The 17474-nt window shown below is 30.1% G+C and carries 17 protein-coding genes; 14 read left to right on the forward strand and 3 right to left on the reverse strand.

Translation table 11 applies throughout. The features are described from left to right. The first annotated feature begins 43 nt into the window (after positions 1-43). The 3 genes from MK851_RS09205 to MK851_RS09215 are packed head-to-tail and all read left to right on the forward strand — an operon-like array spanning position 44 to position 2347. Positions 44-460, forward strand: a complete 417-nt coding sequence (locus MK851_RS09205) for a PaaI family thioesterase (protein ID WP_303506186.1) — start codon at positions 44-46, stop codon at positions 458-460. A gap of 1 nt (position 461) precedes the next feature. Further along, positions 462-1313 carry an alpha/beta hydrolase gene (locus tag MK851_RS09210; RefSeq protein ID WP_320243355.1) on the forward strand — a complete coding sequence of 284 codons (852 nt, stop codon included), beginning with the start codon at positions 462-464 and terminating at the stop codon, positions 1311-1313. Then, positions 1310-2347 (forward strand): chorismate-binding protein, encoded by a 1038-nt coding sequence (locus tag MK851_RS09215; protein WP_320243358.1) that lies wholly within the window; start codon positions 1310-1312, stop codon positions 2345-2347. Before MK851_RS09210 ends, MK851_RS09215 begins: the two co-directional genes overlap by 4 nt. Before the next feature lie 382 nt (positions 2348-2729). On the opposite strand, the gene MK851_RS09220 is transcribed toward MK851_RS09215, so the two are convergent. Both MK851_RS09220 and MK851_RS09225 read right to left on the reverse strand, forming a co-directional pair. Beyond that, positions 2730-3092, reverse strand: a complete 363-nt coding sequence (locus MK851_RS09220) for a PUR family DNA/RNA-binding protein (RefSeq protein ID WP_125068090.1) — start codon at positions 3090-3092, stop codon at positions 2730-2732. Between the two features lie 83 nt (positions 3093-3175). Then, positions 3176-4930 carry an ABC transporter ATP-binding protein gene (locus MK851_RS09225; RefSeq protein WP_320243362.1) on the reverse strand — a complete coding sequence of 585 codons (1755 nt, stop codon included), beginning with the start codon at positions 4928-4930 and terminating at the stop codon, positions 3176-3178. 155 nt (positions 4931-5085) lie between these two features. On the opposite strand from MK851_RS09225, the gene MK851_RS09230 reads away from it, so the two are divergent. The 8 genes from MK851_RS09230 to MK851_RS09265 all read left to right on the forward strand — a co-directional run bounded on the left by MK851_RS09230 (position 5086) and on the right by MK851_RS09265 (position 12017). Beyond that, entirely contained in the window at positions 5086-6186 is a 1101-nt protein-coding gene (locus MK851_RS09230; protein WP_303506178.1) for a Glu/Leu/Phe/Val family dehydrogenase, read from the forward strand. Between the two features lie 77 nt (positions 6187-6263). After that, the gene (nusB, locus tag MK851_RS09235) at positions 6264-7202 is read left to right on the forward strand and encodes a transcription antitermination factor NusB (protein WP_303506176.1); all 939 of its coding nucleotides are present in this window, start codon (positions 6264-6266) and stop codon (positions 7200-7202) included. 40 nt (positions 7203-7242) lie between these two features. Further along, a complete protein-coding gene (locus tag MK851_RS09240; RefSeq protein WP_320243364.1) occupies positions 7243-7710 on the forward strand; it encodes a DUF1573 domain-containing protein in 468 nt (155 codons plus the stop codon). After that, the gene (gene yajC, locus MK851_RS09245; protein WP_115900569.1) at positions 7710-8030 is read left to right on the forward strand and encodes a preprotein translocase subunit YajC; all 321 of its coding nucleotides are present in this window, start codon (positions 7710-7712) and stop codon (positions 8028-8030) included. Before MK851_RS09240 ends, yajC begins: the two co-directional genes overlap by 1 nt. A gap of 80 nt (positions 8031-8110) precedes the next feature. Beyond that, on the forward strand, positions 8111-9040 hold the full coding sequence (locus MK851_RS09250) for a hypothetical protein (protein WP_303506167.1): 930 nt from the start codon (positions 8111-8113) through the stop codon (positions 9038-9040). After that, positions 9033-9632 (forward strand): dephospho-CoA kinase, encoded by a 600-nt coding sequence (coaE, locus tag MK851_RS09255; protein ID WP_303506165.1) that lies wholly within the window; start codon positions 9033-9035, stop codon positions 9630-9632. The genes MK851_RS09250 and coaE overlap by 8 nt, the downstream gene beginning before the upstream one ends. A gap of 109 nt (positions 9633-9741) precedes the next feature. Next, entirely contained in the window at positions 9742-11307 is a 1566-nt protein-coding gene (locus tag MK851_RS09260; RefSeq protein WP_320243368.1) for a HAMP domain-containing sensor histidine kinase, read from the forward strand. An 11-nt stretch (positions 11308-11318) separates the two neighbouring features. After that, positions 11319-12017 carry a response regulator transcription factor gene (locus MK851_RS09265; protein ID WP_047789269.1) on the forward strand — a complete coding sequence of 233 codons (699 nt, stop codon included), beginning with the start codon at positions 11319-11321 and terminating at the stop codon, positions 12015-12017. Between the two features lie 67 nt (positions 12018-12084). Here MK851_RS09265 and MK851_RS09270 read toward each other — a convergent pair whose 3' ends face one another. Next, positions 12085-12618, reverse strand: a complete 534-nt coding sequence (locus MK851_RS09270) for a hypothetical protein (protein WP_303506155.1) — start codon at positions 12616-12618, stop codon at positions 12085-12087. 192 nt (positions 12619-12810) lie between these two features. Here MK851_RS09270 and MK851_RS09275 point away from each other — a divergent pair, with 192 nt between their 5' ends. Genes MK851_RS09275 through MK851_RS09285 form a run of 3 tightly spaced genes read left to right on the forward strand, consistent with a single transcriptional unit; the run spans position 12811 to position 17468 of the window. Next, on the forward strand, positions 12811-13707 hold the full coding sequence (locus MK851_RS09275; RefSeq protein ID WP_303506153.1) for an ABC transporter ATP-binding protein: 897 nt from the start codon (positions 12811-12813) through the stop codon (positions 13705-13707). 12 nt (positions 13708-13719) lie between these two features. After that, complete coding sequence (locus MK851_RS09280; RefSeq protein WP_303506151.1) at positions 13720-14568, forward strand: ABC transporter permease; 849 nt, start codon at positions 13720-13722, stop codon at positions 14566-14568. Between the two features lie 50 nt (positions 14569-14618). Continuing rightward, a complete protein-coding gene (locus MK851_RS09285; protein ID WP_320243377.1) occupies positions 14619-17468 on the forward strand; it encodes a T9SS type B sorting domain-containing protein in 2850 nt (949 codons plus the stop codon). Positions 17469-17474: the final 6 nt, after the last annotated feature.

A 17474-nucleotide genomic window follows, 5' to 3' on the forward strand; every position in this document is an offset into this window, starting at 1 on the left:
CAGTACAAAAATACGTATTTTTGAGTGATAATTTTTAGTCACTATGAATAAGCAAGCATCTCTTACAGTCTTAAACAGTTACAACAAAAACACCTTAATGGAAACTTTAGAAATAGAGTTTATTGATGTAGGAGATGATTTTATTACTGCTAAAATGCCTGTGACACCTAAAGTACATCAACCCTACGGGATATTACATGGTGGTGCTACAGCTGCTTTAGCAGAATCGGTTGGTAGTTGTGCTTCTGCATTTTTTTTAAGAGACTTTAATAAAATTATTAAAGGTATTGAACTTAGCATCAATCATGTAAAAAGCAAAAGAGAAGGATATGTTTTTGCGACTGCAAAAGCGATTCATAAAGGTAGAACTACACATTTATGGGAAGTGAGAATTGTTGATGAGGATGAGAATTTGATTTCACTTTGTAAGATTACCAATATTGTTTTAGACAAACAATAGCATGAAATTGCTGAAAAAAATCTTGAAAATCGTTGGAATTGCTCTCTTTGTGCTTTTCCTTGTTTTATACTATGTATTCTGGAGTTTTTCTGCTCCTAAATCTGATGTAAAAGTACTTAAAAAAATTTCAGGTAGTTCTGTTACTCCTGTCCTCACTTATAAAAACTTTAAAGGTTTTAAGTACAGAAAACTTTCAATCATAAAAGATACTACTTTACCTACACTGGTTTTTGTTCATGGAACAATAGGTTCTTCTATCGATTTTGTAAAATATATGAAAGACAGTGTATTGCTTAGCAAAGCTAATATGATTTCATACGACAGAATTGGTTACAATTATCAAGACAAAAATTCGGTTCAGGAAAGTATTGCTTTTGAGCGTGACATGTTAAGAAGTATTTTACAAGATTACAACCCCAACAAAACAATACTAGTAGGCTACTCTTACGGCGGTCCTATTGCTTTGGCTATACAACAAAAAATTCGAAAAGTGATTTTGTTGGCTCCAGCAGTGTATAGCGAAATAGAACCTATGCCATGGTCTTTAAATTTATATAAGTGGAAGTTTACTCGATGGTTGGTTCCACCTATTTGGCAAGAAGCTAGCAGAGAAAAGCTATCTCATAAACAAGATTTACAACTTTTTGAAAACAATTGGAAATCTACTCCTAACAACATAGTAAGTATCCATGGAACTAATGATTGGATTGTACCTTTTAAAAACTCTTTATTTTTAAAAGAACAGTTTCCTGAAAATCAGTTTGAGTTAATTAGCATTCCTGATGCTGGTCATGGATTTATTTGGAGTAAATTTGACACGATTAAAAAACATTTAATACAACAATTAGATTGAGTATTTTTTTAAACATAAAAGAAGCCTTCAACATAGAATTACCTTTTGTTACTTACAGAAAACCTAACTGTACTATAATTAAAGGATGGTTTCAACAAAACAACGACTTAATTACCTCTGAAAACTATAATGAGAGTGGATTTATTTTTGCTCCGTTTGACAACAGAGAAAAAGCTATTTTAATTCCTAAAAATCAATCTACCTATATTGAAGAAGAAATTACGATTGGCGATACTCAAACTAACAATAACAATCATGCTCCTGATACTGCTTCCGAAAAGAGCCATATCCAACTAGTTGAAAGAGGAATCACTGCTATTAAAAACCAGCAGTTTAAAAAAGTAGTCCTTTCCAGAAAAGAAAAAATAGAGGTATCAAATTTCAGCCTTATTGATACTTTTCAAAAACTTCTGAACAACTACCCTACAGCTTTTGTATATGTTTGGTATCATCCTAAAATTGGGTTATGGTTAGGAGCTACTCCAGAAACTTTAGTTAGTATTAAAAATAAAAGTTTTACTACTATGGCTTTGGCGGGAACACAAGTTTACAATGGTACAACTAATGTTACTTGGCAACCAAAAGAATTAGAAGAGCAACAATTTGTAACTGACTACATTACTAACAATTTATCTGATATTTCTTCAGAAATTACAAAATCTGGTATTGAAACTATTAAAGCAGGAAAATTACTTCATTTAAGAACAGTTCTTAATGGTAAGCTAAAAACTAATACTGCTTCTTTAATCAAAAGCTTACATCCTACCCCTGCCGTTTGTGGAATGCCTTTAGAAGCTTCAAAACAGTTTATTTTAAATAATGAAAACTATCATAGAAGCTTTTATACAGGGTTCTTAGGAGAACTAAACATTAATGATAAAGAAAGTAATTTGTTTGTTAACCTTCGTTGTATGGAAGTTTCTAACAATACTGTATATATTTATGTTGGAGGTGGAATTACAAACGACAGTAATGCTATAAAAGAATGGCAAGAAACGGTAGCGAAAACAACTACTATGAAAAAAATTTTATAGGAAAAACACTTAACTCACAAGATATTTTAATTCAAAACAACATAACCTACTGAAATTCAGTTTTTTTTTATTATATTTAGATAAACTCAAAAACTCGCTTTCCTATGAAACAAAAATTACTTAGGATTAACCAGCGTGAAGATAAACTTAATAGTAGAGTAGGTAGAACTTTAACTTATAAGCAGCTGGTTGAATTCGCATCAAAACTACCAAACAAAATAAAATCGCTTATATAAAAAATAAAAACCACCAATTGCTTGTGCAACAATTGGCAGTTTTTCTAAGTGTAAATTGAATTTGAATTGATTTTTTCTGCACAATCCAATCTCTAAACACAAATTATACATTTGTGTTTAGAGTTATGCAAAACAGTTTCTTCTGCTTAAATATCGTCGAAAGAAACGTCAGTAAAACTTTCTGTTGAAGTTGCTTCTGTTGCTACGTTTTCTTCTTTTTTATAGTCTTTTTGATGACGTTCACTGATTACCTCAGATCCTTTTTCATTTACGATAAAGTCTGTTGCTTTATTCAACATCTCTTTAAAGTCGCTAAAATCTTCTTTATATAGGTAAATTTTATGTTTCTGATAATGAAAAGAACCATCATCATGAGTAAACTTCTTACTCTCTGTCACGGTTAAATAATAATCATCTGCCTTTGTAGATCTAACATCAAAAAAATATGTTCTTCTTCCTGCTCTTAAAACTTGTGAAAAGATTTCCTCTTGTTCTACTCTCTCGCTCATAATTCGCTACTTAAAATAATAGTTGTTTACTTAAATTTTCCTCAACAAATCTAACAAAATATTTGACTTGACAATACGAAATGCTATATTTCTTTTTCTAAAAGCTGTTGCTCATATAACTCTTTGTAATACCCCTCTTCTTTTACTAATTGATTATGAACACCTTGCTGAATTATCTTTCCGTTATCTAATACAATTATTTTGTCTGCATTTTTTGCCGATGATACTCTATGACTTATTATTATCGTTGTTTTATCACTAGAAACTCGTTCTAAGTTAGATAATATTCTCTCTTCTGTCTCAGTATCTACTGCTGATAAACAATCGTCAAAAATTAAAATTTTAGGATTTTTTATAATAGCCCTCGCTATTGAAGTTCGCTGCTTTTGACCTCCTGAAAGCGTAACACCACGTTCTCCTAAAATAGTTTTATATCCTTGTTTAAAGTCAATAATATTTTCATGAATTACCGCATTTTTAGCTGCTTCAATAATTTCTTCTTCCGTAGCATCTTCTTTACCAAACTTTATATTGTTTTCAATCGTATCTGAAAATAAAAATGGTTCTTGTGGCACAAACCCTATTTGGTTTCTTATATCATACAAATTACAGGTTTTAATATCTTTCCCATCCATTAACACACTTCCCTTTGTAGTATCATACAATCGAGAAACCAGATTAATAATAGATGATTTACCACTTCCTGTTTTTCCTAAAACTGCTAGTGTTTCTCCTTTTTCTACTTTAAAGCTAACATCTTTTAACGCAGTAATATTTGTATCTTCATAAGTTAAAGAGACATGTTTAAATTCAATATTTCCTTCTATTATCGTTTCTCCTTCATTTGCATTTTTAATTTCTGGAACTTGCTCTAAAAATTCGTTTATTCTTTCTTGAGAAGCTTCTGCTTGTTGCACCATAGAAGTCACCCAACCAACGACAGCTACTGGCCATGTTAAAATATTTACATACATCACAAATGCTCCAATGGCTCCTACCTTAATTTCATCATTAATATATAAACTACCACCAACATACAACACTATAATATTACTGATTCCTATTAACAAAATCATTAACGGAAAAAACAACGCTTGTACTTTATATAAGTCTATATTTTTATCTTTACTTGCATCTGCCAACGTATCAAAGTTTTTAATCACAGCATTTTCTATTGCATACGATTTTACGACATTAATACCAGAAAAGAACTCTTGATTAAAAGTGGTTAATTTTGAAAGGTATTGCTGGACCACAGTACTTCGCTTATTAATTTGCTTGCTTAAAACAAAAACTGATATTGATAAAACAGGAAAAGGTATCATTGTATACAAGGTAAGCTTTGGTGATATCGCATACATTTGGGTAAATCCGACAGCAAAAGAAACCAACATGTTTAACGAGTACATAATAGCTGGTCCAAAATACATACGAACCTTAGATACATCTTCACTAATACGGTTCATTAAATCACCTGTTCTATTTTGCTTATAAAAATTAAGTGATAATCGTTGGTATTGTTGATAAATCTCATTTTTTAAATCAAATTCTATTAATCGTGACATTACAATAATAGTTTGGCGCATTAAAAATGTAAAAAAACCACCCAATAATGTAACTCCCACAATAAGTAGGATATTTGTAAAAAGAATACTTTTTACTTCTGACATTTCGGTTATTTTACCTAATTGATAATCTTCTACAACATTTAATGAGTCACCAACAAAATTGGGAATTTTAAGTGTCAGTATTTTTGATAATATAGTAATTAAAATCCCTAATAATAACCTCCATTTGTATTTAACAAAGTACTTGTTTAAGTATTGTAATGCTTTCAATTTTATTTTATTATAAAAATTAAACTTTATAAAGACGCCCTGTTAAAGATACCTTAATTGAGACCTCTTTTTTTGCTTATGTTTTAATGATTTCTTACTTTTGTACTCGAATTTTTGAGATTATCCAAATCGTCTCAAATTAAAAAACAAAACAAATGACATCAGAAATCATTGATACTAAAGATCTTAAGAATGACCCAGTGTTTGGTCAATTATCTTTTGACAATCACGAGCAAATCGTTTTTTGCAACGACGAAGATACAGGTTTAAAAGCAATTATCGGTATCCATAATACAACTTTAGGGCCTGCTTTAGGAGGTACTAGAATGTGGCAGTATAAAAGTGAATGGGAAGCTTTAAACGATGTATTACGTTTGTCTCGTGGTATGACTTACAAATCTGCTATTACTGGTCTAAACCTTGGTGGTGGTAAAGCAGTTATTATTGGTGATGCTAAAACTCAAAAAAATGACGCTTTAATGCGTAAGTTTGGTGAGTTTGTTAATTCTTTAAGCGGAAAGTATATTACTGCTGAAGATGTTGGAATGGAAACTCGAGATATGGATATTATCCGTGAAGTTACTCCACACGTAACTGGTGTTTCTGAAAACATTGGAGGTTCTGGAAACCCTTCTCCTGTAACAGCTTACGGTGTTTACATGGGTATGAAGGCTGCTGCTAAATATAAGTTTGGAACTGAAAACTTAGATGGTAAAAAAGTATTAGTTCAAGGTGTTGGTCATGTTGGAGAAACTTTAGTTAAGCACATTACTGATGAAGGTGCTCAAGTTGTTTTAAATGACATTAACGAAGCTCGCTTAGAAGAGTTAAGTAAAAAATATGGCGCTAACGTAGTATTAGGAAATGATATTTTTGGACTAGATGTAGATATTTATGCTCCATGTGCCTTGGGTGCTACTATTAATGATGAAAGTATTGCTCAATTAAAAGCTAAAGTAATTGCAGGTGCTGCTAATAATCAATTAGCTAACGAATTAAAGCACGGTACAATGTTAAAAGATAAAGGAATTGCTTATGCTCCTGACTTCTTAATTAACGCTGGTGGTATTATTAATGTATATGCTGAGGTTGTAGGTTACGATAAAGCTGAGAGCTTAAAAAGAACTGAAAACATCTACAATACTACATTAGATATTTTCAATTTATCAGAAAAAGAAAACATCACTACACATCAAGCTGCTTTCAATATTGCACAAGCAAGAATTGATGCTCGCAAAAAAGAGCAAAATAGCTAGATAAAAAATAAAAAAGTTTTACTTTTGCAGAGCGTTAGAAATGGTTTCTATCGCTCTTTTTTTTAAAGTTCTTTAGAATGATTAACAGAAGACATATTCGTGTTAAAGTAATGCAGTCGGCTTATGCGATGCAACAATCGCATAGCGATGATTTGGTTAAGGAAGGAAAATTCTTAAAACACAGCATTCAAAAAATGTACGATTTGTACGTTTTAAATCTTCAATTATTAGTTGAAGTGCAAAAATTAGCTCGTAAGAGAATAGAGCTTTCTAAAAAGAAAATACTTGCTACTAAAGAAGAACTGAATCCAAATACAAAATTTATAGATAACAAGCTTTTAAACTTACTTAACGAAAGTGTAAGTTTAGAAGGGTATATTGAGCTTAACAAGTTAAATTACTGGGATCTTGATGATGAGTACGTAAAGATTTTATTAGATGAGCTACAAAAAAGTGATCTTTATAAAAAGTATATGGATACTGTTGAAGACTCTTTTAATGTAGACAAAGCTTTTGTTATCGACTTTTTTAGAGAGATAGTAGCTCCTAATGAAAAATTAGCTGATTATTTTGAAGATAAAATGATCTCTTGGGTAGATGATATTCCTTTTGTAAACACTTGGATTCTTAAATCTTTAAACAAACAAAAAGCTAATAAACCTTTTATTTTAGGTAGTTTATATAAAGATAATGAGGATAAAATATTTGTTTCTGATTTGTTTACAAAAACGATGTTACATCAACACAAATACGAAGAAGATATTATAGAAAAAACTCCTAACTGGGAAGCTGATAGAATTGCAGATATTGATATGATTATTATTAAAATGGCAATTACTGAGTTTTTACACTTCCCTTCTATCCCAAGTAGAGTTACTATAAACGAATATATTGAACTAGCTAAGGATTATTCAACGAATAAAAGTGGTTACTTTATAAATGGTGTTTTAGATAAATTAGCCAAAGACTACCTAAGTTCAAATAAGATGGTAAAAATTGGTAGAGGTTTATTATAATAAATTAGTATTTTTACAACAAATTAAAAATATTTTTACAATGAAGAAAATAGCAGTAATAGCAGCATTTGTTGTATCGGCAGGGGTGTTAGTTTCTTGCGGACAAGGAAATGCTTCATCAAAAGTTAAAAAAGAAAATGTTGAAAAAGCAGAAAAAAGAGACAGCTCTATTGGTTTAGGTGCTCCTGTTATTTCTTTTGACAAAGAAGAATTTGACTTTGGTACTGTTAACGAAGGAGAAGTTGTTAAAACGACCTTCTTAGTAACAAATACTGGTAAGAGCGATTTAATCATTACAAATGCACAAGCATCTTGTGGATGTACTGTTCCTGAATGGCCAAAAGGGGCTATTGCTCCAGGTAAAACAGGAGATATTAAAGTTAGTTTTAACACCAACGGAAGAGTTAACAAACAATCAAAATCTATTACCCTAACCACCAACACTGAAAAAGGTAGAGAGGTTATTAAGATTTCTGGAATGGTAACTCCTAAAAAGAAAAATTCATAATGTTTATAACCATTTTTTTACAAGCTAGCTCTCAAGAAAGTTTAATGAACATGCTTCCTTTTGTAGCAATGATTGCTGTTTTTTACTTTTTAATTATCCGTCCACAAATGAGACGTCAAAAAAAGGAAAAGCAATTTCAAACTGAAATCAAAAAAGGAGCGAAAATAGTTACCACTAGTGGTATTCATGGTAAAATTGTTGAAATCAACGATACTGACAACACAGTTACTATTGAAACTGGTGCTGGTAAAATAAAGTTTGAACGTTCTGCCATTTCTATGGAAATGAGTAAAAAACATTCTACTGAGACTAAAAAATAACAGTATATTTTTTTATAAAAAAGTGAGCTCATGAGCTCACTTTTTTGTTTTTTACGTAGATTGCATCAATAAACTATTTCTTGAAAACAAAATTTAACATACCTAAAACTTTCTTTGGTTTTTTAACTGCTTCAGTATTTTTTTGGTTGCTTATTAATCTATCAAAAGAATATAACACTACCCTTGTGTACAGTGTTGAATACGTAAAACTACCACAACAAAAAACATTAATAGAAACACCTATTAATCAGCTTTCTTTAAAACTAAAAAGTAGTGGATATAATTTGTTAGTTGCTAGCATTACCCATAAACCGATTAAGCTGGACCTTACTAAAGTTTCTAAGAAAACTAGAACTAATTATTACTTTTTATCTAAAGATCTAACTTCAGAAGTTCAAAAACAATTAAAATCTAGCATTGAATTAACTAAAATTGTAGAAGATACAATTCCTTTAAAAATTGGCACGCTTAGTTCAAAAAAAATCCCTTTAAAACCTAACTTAAATATCACTTTTCAATTAGGATATGACCTCTCAAAACCTGTAACAATTACTCCTGATAGTGTTTTAATTTCTGGAGATGAAACCTATGTTAAAGAAACAAAATTTTTAACCCTAGAAAATATAACGTTAGAAAACTTATCAAAGAGCACTAATATCTCCTCTCCTATTATCTTTCCAGAAAACACACAACTTAAATCAAGCCATTCAACAGCTGAAATTAGTATTGACGTTGATAAGTTTACCGAAGGAGAAATAGAAGTTCCTGTGTTTGTAAAAAATGCTCCAAAAGGAATTAATGTCTTTCCTAAGAAAGTTAAGATTATCTATAAAGTAGGCTTGCAGAATTTTAATGAAGTAACACCTGACTTATTTAAAGTAGAGTGTGATTATCTACAATCTAAAAACAAAGAAGTTAACTATCTCACCCCTCAAATAAAAGATCTTCCTGATATGGTTACATTGGTAAGAATAGTTCCTAATAAGATTGACTTTTTAATATATGAATAGTATTGTAGTAGGTTTAACAGGCGGTATTGGTAGTGGGAAATCTACCATAGTTAAAATGTTTTCAGAATTTGAAAATATTTCCATTTATATTGCTGATGATGAAGCTAAAAGGCTAATGAACACATCCGCTAAAATTAAGACTCAACTAATTGCCGAATTTGGTGAGCAAGTTTATGTTAACGATGAGCTTAATAGGTCTTACTTAGCTTCAATTGTTTTTAACAACAAAGAAAGATTAAGTACACTTAACGCTATCGTTCACCCTGTTGTTAATAAACATTTGCAGCATTTTATTAAAGAAAACATAGATAAAGATTACATTTTGTATGAAAATGCCATTCTTTTTGAAAACGGGAGCGATTCTCTTTGTAATAAAATCATAACAGTTACCGCCCCAATAGACGTAAGAATTAATCGAGTCATAAATAGAGACAACTCAACCATTGAAGAAGTAAAAAACAGAATTAAAAATCAATGGGATGAAACTAAAAAAACACTTCAATCAAACTATTTAATTGAAAACCTTACACTTACAAAATCAAAAGAACAAGTCTTAAAAATCCACAATTCTTTAACAGAAAACATACATTAATTTACACTTTTTTATAATTTTTTGTTAAAATTATCTTAATTTTATAGCGATTCTGTTAATCTAAGTTAAAAGATTATACGCCTAAATTTTATTAATTTATTTTTGAATAATGGGTAAGAAAATTTTTATTCTCATTGTTATTTTAATGAGTATTTCTTTAATAGGAATCATCTCTATTCAAGTTTATTGGATTAACGATGCTATTAAAAATAAAAAAGAACAATTTAAAAACAATGTAAAAATTGCTTTAGCTCGCACCTCTGAAAACATAAAAGAGAGAGAGTATCTAGAGTTTAAGCAAAATTATAAAGATTATTTTGAAAATGATAAACTAAGAACTGATGCTGAAATAACAACTTTTCTTTTTCAACAAGTTGATACGGTAAGCAAAAAAAAGTTTTCTTTTGGTAGTACTATTTTAGAAGAGAGTATTAAAATGCCTAATGAGTTTGTAGATAACGACTCTATTATTATTAAACGCTACTCGGGGAAAGAAGATATTTACTTTTCTCAGGTAATAAAATCTGAAAATAAAGATTTTAAGCCTTTTTTAGATGAAAACCGTTACTCTACTTTTAGGACTTATAATAGTTGGAATAATGAAGTTATGGAACATGCTTTTAGACGAAGTAAAGCCGTGTTTCCTATTAACCAAAGAATAAGTAATAAAGAGTTAAATTACACTCTGAAAGAAGAGTTTGCTAAAATGAATATTACACAAGATTTTAAATATGTTGTTTATGAAGAAGGTTTGGCAACACAGTTAAAGTCTGGATATTTTAACATACAACCAGAAGATATTAGCTATCCGTTATTGGAAGATGAAAACGGAAATAGTAAATATAAACTATATGTTAAATTTCCTAACGAGAAAAAGAATCTGCTTTCAGGCATGATGAAAGTACTGATACTTTCTTTATTTTTTATAGGAATTATCATTGCTGCTTTTTCAACATCGTTATATCAGCTTATTCGTCAAAAAAAGATCTCTGAAATAAAGACAGACTTCATTAACAATATGACACATGAGTTTAAAACACCTATTGCCACTATTAATCTAGCTTTAGATGCAATTAAAAACCCAAAAATCATATCAGATGAAGAAAAGGTTAAGCGATATGTTCAAATGATTCGCGATGAAAATAAGCGTATGCACGGACAGGTAGAAAATGTATTACGAATTTCAAGACTCGAAAAGAACCAGATTGAAATTAGTAAGGATGCAGTAGACATGCACGACATAATTGAAGAGGCTACTGAACATATTCAGCTATTAACCGACGACAAAAAAGGAAGTGTAACAACTCATTTTAAAGCTATTTCAACAGAAGTTCTTGGAAATCAGTTTCACTTAACAAATGTTGTTGTTAACATGTTAGAAAACGCATTAAAATATTCAGAAAACGCACCAAAAATTGATGTATTTACTGAAAACACAAATAAATACTTTATCTTTAAGATAAAAGATGAAGGTATAGGGATGAGTAAAAATGCTCAAAAATATGTGTTCGATAAGTTTTATAGAGAACATAAAGGGAATATACACAACGTAAAAGGTCACGGATTAGGCTTAGCCTATGTAAAAGAAATTATAGATAGTCACCAAGGTACCGTTTACGTTGAAAGTGAAAAAGGGAAAGGAAGCACATTTACAGTTAAATTACCATTAATATAAAATATTAAGAAATGGGGAGTAAAAAAATATTATTAGTAGAAGACGATCCTAATTTTGGAACAGTTCTGAAAGATTATTTAGCATTAAATGATTATAATGTTACACATGCTAAAGATGGAATAGATGGTTTAATTATGTTTAAAAATGCAGAATATGACTTATGTATTTTAGATGTAATGATGCCTCGTAAAGATGGTTTTTCTTTAGCTGAAGACATTCGTTCAACTAACAAAGAAATTCCTATTATCTTCTTAACTGCAAAAACATTAAAAGAAGATGTTTTAAAAGGGTATCAAGTTGGTGCAGACGATTATTTAAATAAACCTTTTGATTCTGAAGTTTTATTACATAAAATTAAAGCAATTTTACAACGTAAAGAAACAGAAAAGACAAACGACAGTGATGAATTTGAGTTTAAAATTGGGTCTTTTGATTTTAACTCTAAACTACGTCATTTAATATACAAAGGTGGAGAACCTCAAAAGTTATCACCTAAAGAAAGTAAACTTTTACGAATGTTAGCCGTGCATAAAAATGACTTAATGCCACGTGAATTGGCGTTGACAAAGATTTGGCGAGATGACAACTATTTCACTTCTCGTAGTATGGATGTTTATATTGCTAAACTTCGTAAATACTTGAAGAATGATGAAAATGTAGAAATTTTAAATATACATGGTGAAGGATTTAGGTTAATTGATAACAAATAATGTCATTCTAAGTAAGAAAAGCTTAGGTAAACCCTAAGCTTTTTTTATTATCTATCCTATTTGTTTTCTAACTACGCTCTAATGATTTATCAACAGTACTGTACTTTCCGTTATAACTTCCTGTTGCTACATTTCCATTAGCCTTTTTAACTTTAATATCTAATGATATATTAGTTTCATTAATTGAATTTATAGTTAAAGTAACTTCATCTCCAGTTTCATACTCCATTAACAATTGCTCATTATCATACTCTCCTAAAAACTCTCCATCCGTCATAAATTCATACCATAAACTGTCTGTTGTATAAGTTTTTGAAGTTAAGTCTTTATCACGAACAGTAATTGAAAATAAATCCACCTCAGTTAAAGCTATACCAGAGTTTCGAGCAGCTTCTATATCTTCTTCAGTAACATTCAATAAGTGTAAGAATACAGAAGGCGTATCTCCTTTCATGAATTTCTCTACCAAAATTGATTCTATTGAATAATTTTCACCTTCAATTATAAATTGATTTGGTGTTTCTTGAACATCATCAGATGAACAGCTTACATAAAAAACAGTTGTTAAAATAATTGCTAATAAGTAGTTTATTTTTTTCATAATTGTATAATTTGATATGCAAAACTACCTTAGTTTTAAACCATCTAGTTAAATTTACTTCTGAATATATCATGTATTTTTCTAAAAAGCTAAACTTTCCTTTTAAACTATTTTCTACTACTTTTTTTATACATTGTAACAATAATTTACATCAATCGTCAAATACATATAATCAACAAAAACCAAAATAGCTTGGAAACAATTTTATCTATTCGAAACCTCGATAAAAAATACGGAAAAGTTCATGCCGTAAACAATCTTTCCTTCGATATACAAAAAGGCACAGTGTACGGAATTTTAGGACCTAACGGAAGTGGGAAATCTACTACTTTAGGTATTATTTTAAATGTAGTAAACAAAACCTCAGGGAGTTTTAGCTGGTTCAATGGAAACTTATCTACACATGAAGCATTAAAAAAAGTAGGAGCGATTATAGAACGTCCTAATTTTTATCCATACATGAGTGCTGTTCAAAACTTACAATTAATATGTAAAATTAAAGGAGTTTCATACGATAAAATAGATGAAAAATTAAAAACTGTTAACCTTTATGAACGTAGAAACAGTAAGTTCAAGACTTATTCTTTAGGAATGAAACAGCGCTTAGCTATTGCTTCTGCCCTATTAAATGATCCTGAGATTTTAATTTTAGATGAACCAACAAATGGATTAGATCCTCAAGGAATTCATGAAATTCGTCAAATAATTAAAGAAATTGCTAAAAATGGAACCACAATTTTACTTGCCTCTCACCTACTTGATGAAGTAGAAAAAGTATGTTCGCACGTTGTAGTAATTAGAAATGGTGTAAAACTATATAGCGGTAGAGTTGATGAAATGAGTGCTTCAAATGGTTTTTTTGAGCTTCAAGCAGATAATCAAGATACACTTATTCAACTTTTAGAAAATCATCCAGCAATAGGAAAAATAAAAGAAGAAAATGGAATTTTAATAGCAAGTCTAGCATCAGAATTATCAGCATCAGAAATTAATACATTTTTATTTGATAAAGGTGTTTCTCTTTCTCATTTAGTAAAACGCAAACCTAGCTTAGAACAACAATTCTTAGACCTAACCAACAACCAATAAACCTACAACACCATGTTACGACTTTTAAATATAGAAATTCATAAATTAAAATATAACAGAGCTAGCAAAATTCTTTCTATTATATATTTCGCTTTATTGACCTCAATTGCTTTAATTGCAGCAATAAAATTTGATATAGGCCCTATTAAGTTTCATTTAGCTGAACAAGGAATTTTTAATTTTCCATATATCTGGCACTTTAACACCTATATGGCCGCTATTTTTAAATTCTTTTTATTACTAGTTATTGTTTCTATGATGGCTAACGAATACAGTTATAAAACTTTAAAACAAAATTTAATTGATGGATTAAGCAAAAAAGAATTTATTCTTTCAAAATTTTATACTGTTATAGCTTTTTCTCTTATTTCCACCGTTTTTGTTTTTGCTGTTTCATTAATTCTTGGTGCTATATATTCTGATTTTAATGAAATTTCTATCATATTTTCAGACTTGGGTTATTTATTTGCTTTTTTCATTAAACTTTTAGGCTTTTTCTCTTTTGGTTTGTTTTTAGGAGTCTTAATTAAACGATCTGCCTTTGCTGTAGCGGCTATGATTGTTTGGTTAATTGTAGAAAGTTTAATTAAAGGATATTTATATTGGACATTTAGAAATATAAAAACTGGTGTTGATGAAGCAGTCAACTCAATTATGCAGTTTTTTCCTCTAGAGTCAATGGCTAACTTAATTAAAGAACCTTTTACAAGATTAGGTGCAGTTAAATCAGTTGCAAATCAAATAGGAGAAAACTTCACGAAAGATTACTCTGTTAGTTTATTTAACATCGTAATTGTATTAATTTGGACAACTATTTTTATTTATTCATCATATGCTTTGTTAAAAAAACGAGATTTATAGAGGGTTTTATGTAGTTTAGTTGTTTTATTTATATAATTAATTCCATTTAAATGAAAAAACAACTACTTCTAGCACTTTTTTTTATAGTTTCTATTTCTTCATATAGCCAAAAAGAAGCAAATATTTGGTATTTTGGGAATAATGCAGGACTGGATTTCAACTCAGGAAATCCAGTAACATTAAATGATGGGCTACTAAAAACAGACGAAGGTTGTTCAACCATTTCAGACGAAAATGGTAACTTATTATTTTATTCAGATGGAATTAATGTTTGGACAAAAAACCACGAGTTAATGCATTATTCTAGTGGTGGTTTAGCAGATAACCTTCAAGGAAACCCATCAAGCTCACAATCAGGTTTAATTGTCCCTAACCCTGAAGATAAAAACCTTTATTACATATTTACCGTGGGTACCAACTTTATAGGAAACCTTCCCTACCCAGATAATCCTGGATTTAAATTTTATACTATAGATATTTCAAAAGGTAATGGTGGAGAAATTATTTCTGGCCCTACCAACCTATCTAATGGACAAGATAGAGAATGGTCTGAAAAAGTTACTGCTGTACAAGGAAAAGATTGTAAAGAAATATGGGTTTTATCTATAGTACAAAATACCTTTTACGCCTATAAAATTGATAAAAATGGAGTAGATTCAACAAACCCAATAATCTCAACTTCTTCATATTTTTTAAGAGATAAAAGAGGATACTTAAAAGTATCTCCCGATGGAACTAAGGTAGCATTAGCTGATTTTACTAATGACGGAAGTGGAAGATTAGTATTATACGATTTTGATAATGCCACGGGTAAAGTAGATTCTAATGGTCTAATTCTTACAGATGGCCCAATTGATGGGGCCCCTTATGGCGTTGAGTTTTCACAACAATCAACAAAACTATATACTTCTTTATATCATGAAAACAGTAATTCTTTTAGAATTTTTCAATATGATTTGTTAGACTCTAATATTCCACAAACTAAAACTCAAGTTCATCAAGAGCAAGGTTATAGAGGAGCCTTACAACTGGCCCCTAACGGAAAAATTTATGCTTCCATTCCTGAAAGAAATCATTTAGGAGCCATAGAAAACCCCGAAGACAATGCTACAGACATTCAGTTTACATCAAATGCTGTTAGTCTTGGCGGGGCAAGGTCTTCACAAGGTTTGCCTCCTTTTATCCAATCATTTTTTGCCCCTGTAAAGCTAATAAACCTTGCTAATAATGAAGTTTTAAACAATAGCAATCAAATTTTTTGCATTGGAGAAAGTTATCAAATTCAACCAGAAAAGAACAACCCTAGTGATACATATACATGGTTTAAAGATGGAACAGAAGTAGCTAATACAAGGGTTTTAACAATTGACAATATTAATTATGGCAGTGGTTTGTATGAAATACAAATAGAATCTAACTCTTATTGTAAAAAAACATATACCGGTAAAGTTCAAATTACATTTGAACCAAAGCCTACAATTAACACATTACCTCCATATATTCAATGTGATTTTGATAACAATACCATTGATGGATTTACAACTTTCAACCTAGAAATACTAGAAAAAGCATTAGTAAAAAACCTTTCTGAGGTTACAATAGATTTTTTTGAAACATCTGACACTAGTTTTTCAACACCTCTTAACAAAAATAACTATACTAATTTAGCAACCACAAATCATTCTATAACTGTAAGAGTTACAAACAATACTACACAATGTTACCAAACTGATGTTGTCAATTTACAGGTAAACCCTACAGGGTTAACTTCATACACCAATGAATACATTCATGAATTAGATCAAAACGCATCTAATCCTGATGCTAAATTTAGTGTTGGTACTAACAACGGTTTTTTTGATTTTTCTTTAAAAACTCAAAAAATAATTAATAGCTCTGGAGGAACATTGTCTGATACTACTCATGATTTCCAATATTATAGAACAGCAAAGGACGCATCATTACAAACAAATCAAATTGTACTTCCATACCAAGATGACTTATTTACCGATAATTCTGATGTATATGTTAGAATTTCAAACAAAGGAGCTACATCTTGTGAAGCCGTTGGGAGTTTTAAAATTTTTGTAGAAAAAATTCCTGTACCACAAGGAAACCTTAATGACTTAATTTTATGTGTCGATAATCCAAGAACAAACCCTCAACCAAAGAGAATTCATTTAAATGCTGATACAGGGAATCCAACCGACACCTATAAATGGTACTTAAATAGCAAATTAATTTCAGGTGAAACATCTCCTACTTACAATGCTAATGCTTCTGGAGAATATAAAGTCGAAGCTTATAGAAAACATCCTAATATTTCTACCTCATATCTAGGATACAACACATTTTTTGTAAAAGAGTCTAACCAAGCATTAGTTATAAACATTAAATCAGTAGACGATCGAGATAATCCAGAAAGCAATAAAATTGAAATCACTGTTGATGGAATTGGTGACTACGAATATGCTTTAAATAGCACAAATCTTAGCGACTTTGTTAAAGGAAATGAAAATCTAACATATACCTTTACTGATATTCCTCCTGGATTAAACTCAATTTCTATTAGAGATCGAAATGGATGTGGAATTACTACATCAAACCAAATTTCAACTATTTACTTCCAACGTCACTTTACACCAAACGGTGATGGGAATTTTGACACATGGAAAATATTAGGAGTAAACAATAACTATTACGATGTTGTAAAAGTCCAAATATTTAATCGTTACGGAAAACTCATTAATGAAATTACTGATAAAAATCACCCAGGTTGGGATGGTGTATACAATGGCACGACCTTACCTACAAATGATTATTGGTATAACGCTGAGCTAATTGATTCCAATGGAAAAATAAGAAAAAAGACTGGGCACTTCTCTCTACTTAGAAAATAAATCACA

It is taken from the genome of Tenacibaculum sp. 1B UA (assembly GCF_033978845.1).
Classification (GTDB): Bacteria; Bacteroidota; Bacteroidia; order Flavobacteriales; family Flavobacteriaceae; genus Polaribacter.

Excerpts from the sequence above, each read along its gene's own strand:
- MK851_RS09205 (WP_303506186.1), top strand. The coding sequence starts at position 44 with ATGAATAAGCAAGCATCTCTTACAGTCTTAAACAGTTACAACAAAAAC.
- MK851_RS09210 (WP_320243355.1), top strand. The coding sequence starts at position 462 with ATGAAATTGCTGAAAAAAATCTTGAAAATCGTTGGAATTGCTCTCTTT.
- MK851_RS09220 (WP_125068090.1), bottom strand. The coding sequence starts at position 3,092 with ATGAGCGAGAGAGTAGAACAAGAGGAAATCTTTTCACAAGTTTTAAGA.
- MK851_RS09230 (WP_303506178.1), top strand. The coding sequence starts at position 5,086 with ATGACATCAGAAATCATTGATACTAAAGATCTTAAGAATGACCCAGTG.
- nusB (WP_303506176.1), top strand. The coding sequence starts at position 6,264 with ATGATTAACAGAAGACATATTCGTGTTAAAGTAATGCAGTCGGCTTAT.
- MK851_RS09240 (WP_320243364.1), top strand. The coding sequence starts at position 7,243 with ATGAAGAAAATAGCAGTAATAGCAGCATTTGTTGTATCGGCAGGGGTG.
- yajC (WP_115900569.1), top strand. The coding sequence starts at position 7,710 with ATGTTTATAACCATTTTTTTACAAGCTAGCTCTCAAGAAAGTTTAATG.
- coaE (WP_303506165.1), top strand. The coding sequence starts at position 9,033 with ATGAATAGTATTGTAGTAGGTTTAACAGGCGGTATTGGTAGTGGGAAA.
- MK851_RS09260 (WP_320243368.1), top strand. The coding sequence starts at position 9,742 with ATGGGTAAGAAAATTTTTATTCTCATTGTTATTTTAATGAGTATTTCT.
- MK851_RS09265 (WP_047789269.1), top strand. The coding sequence starts at position 11,319 with ATGGGGAGTAAAAAAATATTATTAGTAGAAGACGATCCTAATTTTGGA.
- MK851_RS09270 (WP_303506155.1), bottom strand. The coding sequence starts at position 12,618 with ATGAAAAAAATAAACTACTTATTAGCAATTATTTTAACAACTGTTTTT.
- MK851_RS09280 (WP_303506151.1), top strand. The coding sequence starts at position 13,720 with ATGTTACGACTTTTAAATATAGAAATTCATAAATTAAAATATAACAGA.
- MK851_RS09285 (WP_320243377.1), top strand. The coding sequence starts at position 14,619 with ATGAAAAAACAACTACTTCTAGCACTTTTTTTTATAGTTTCTATTTCT.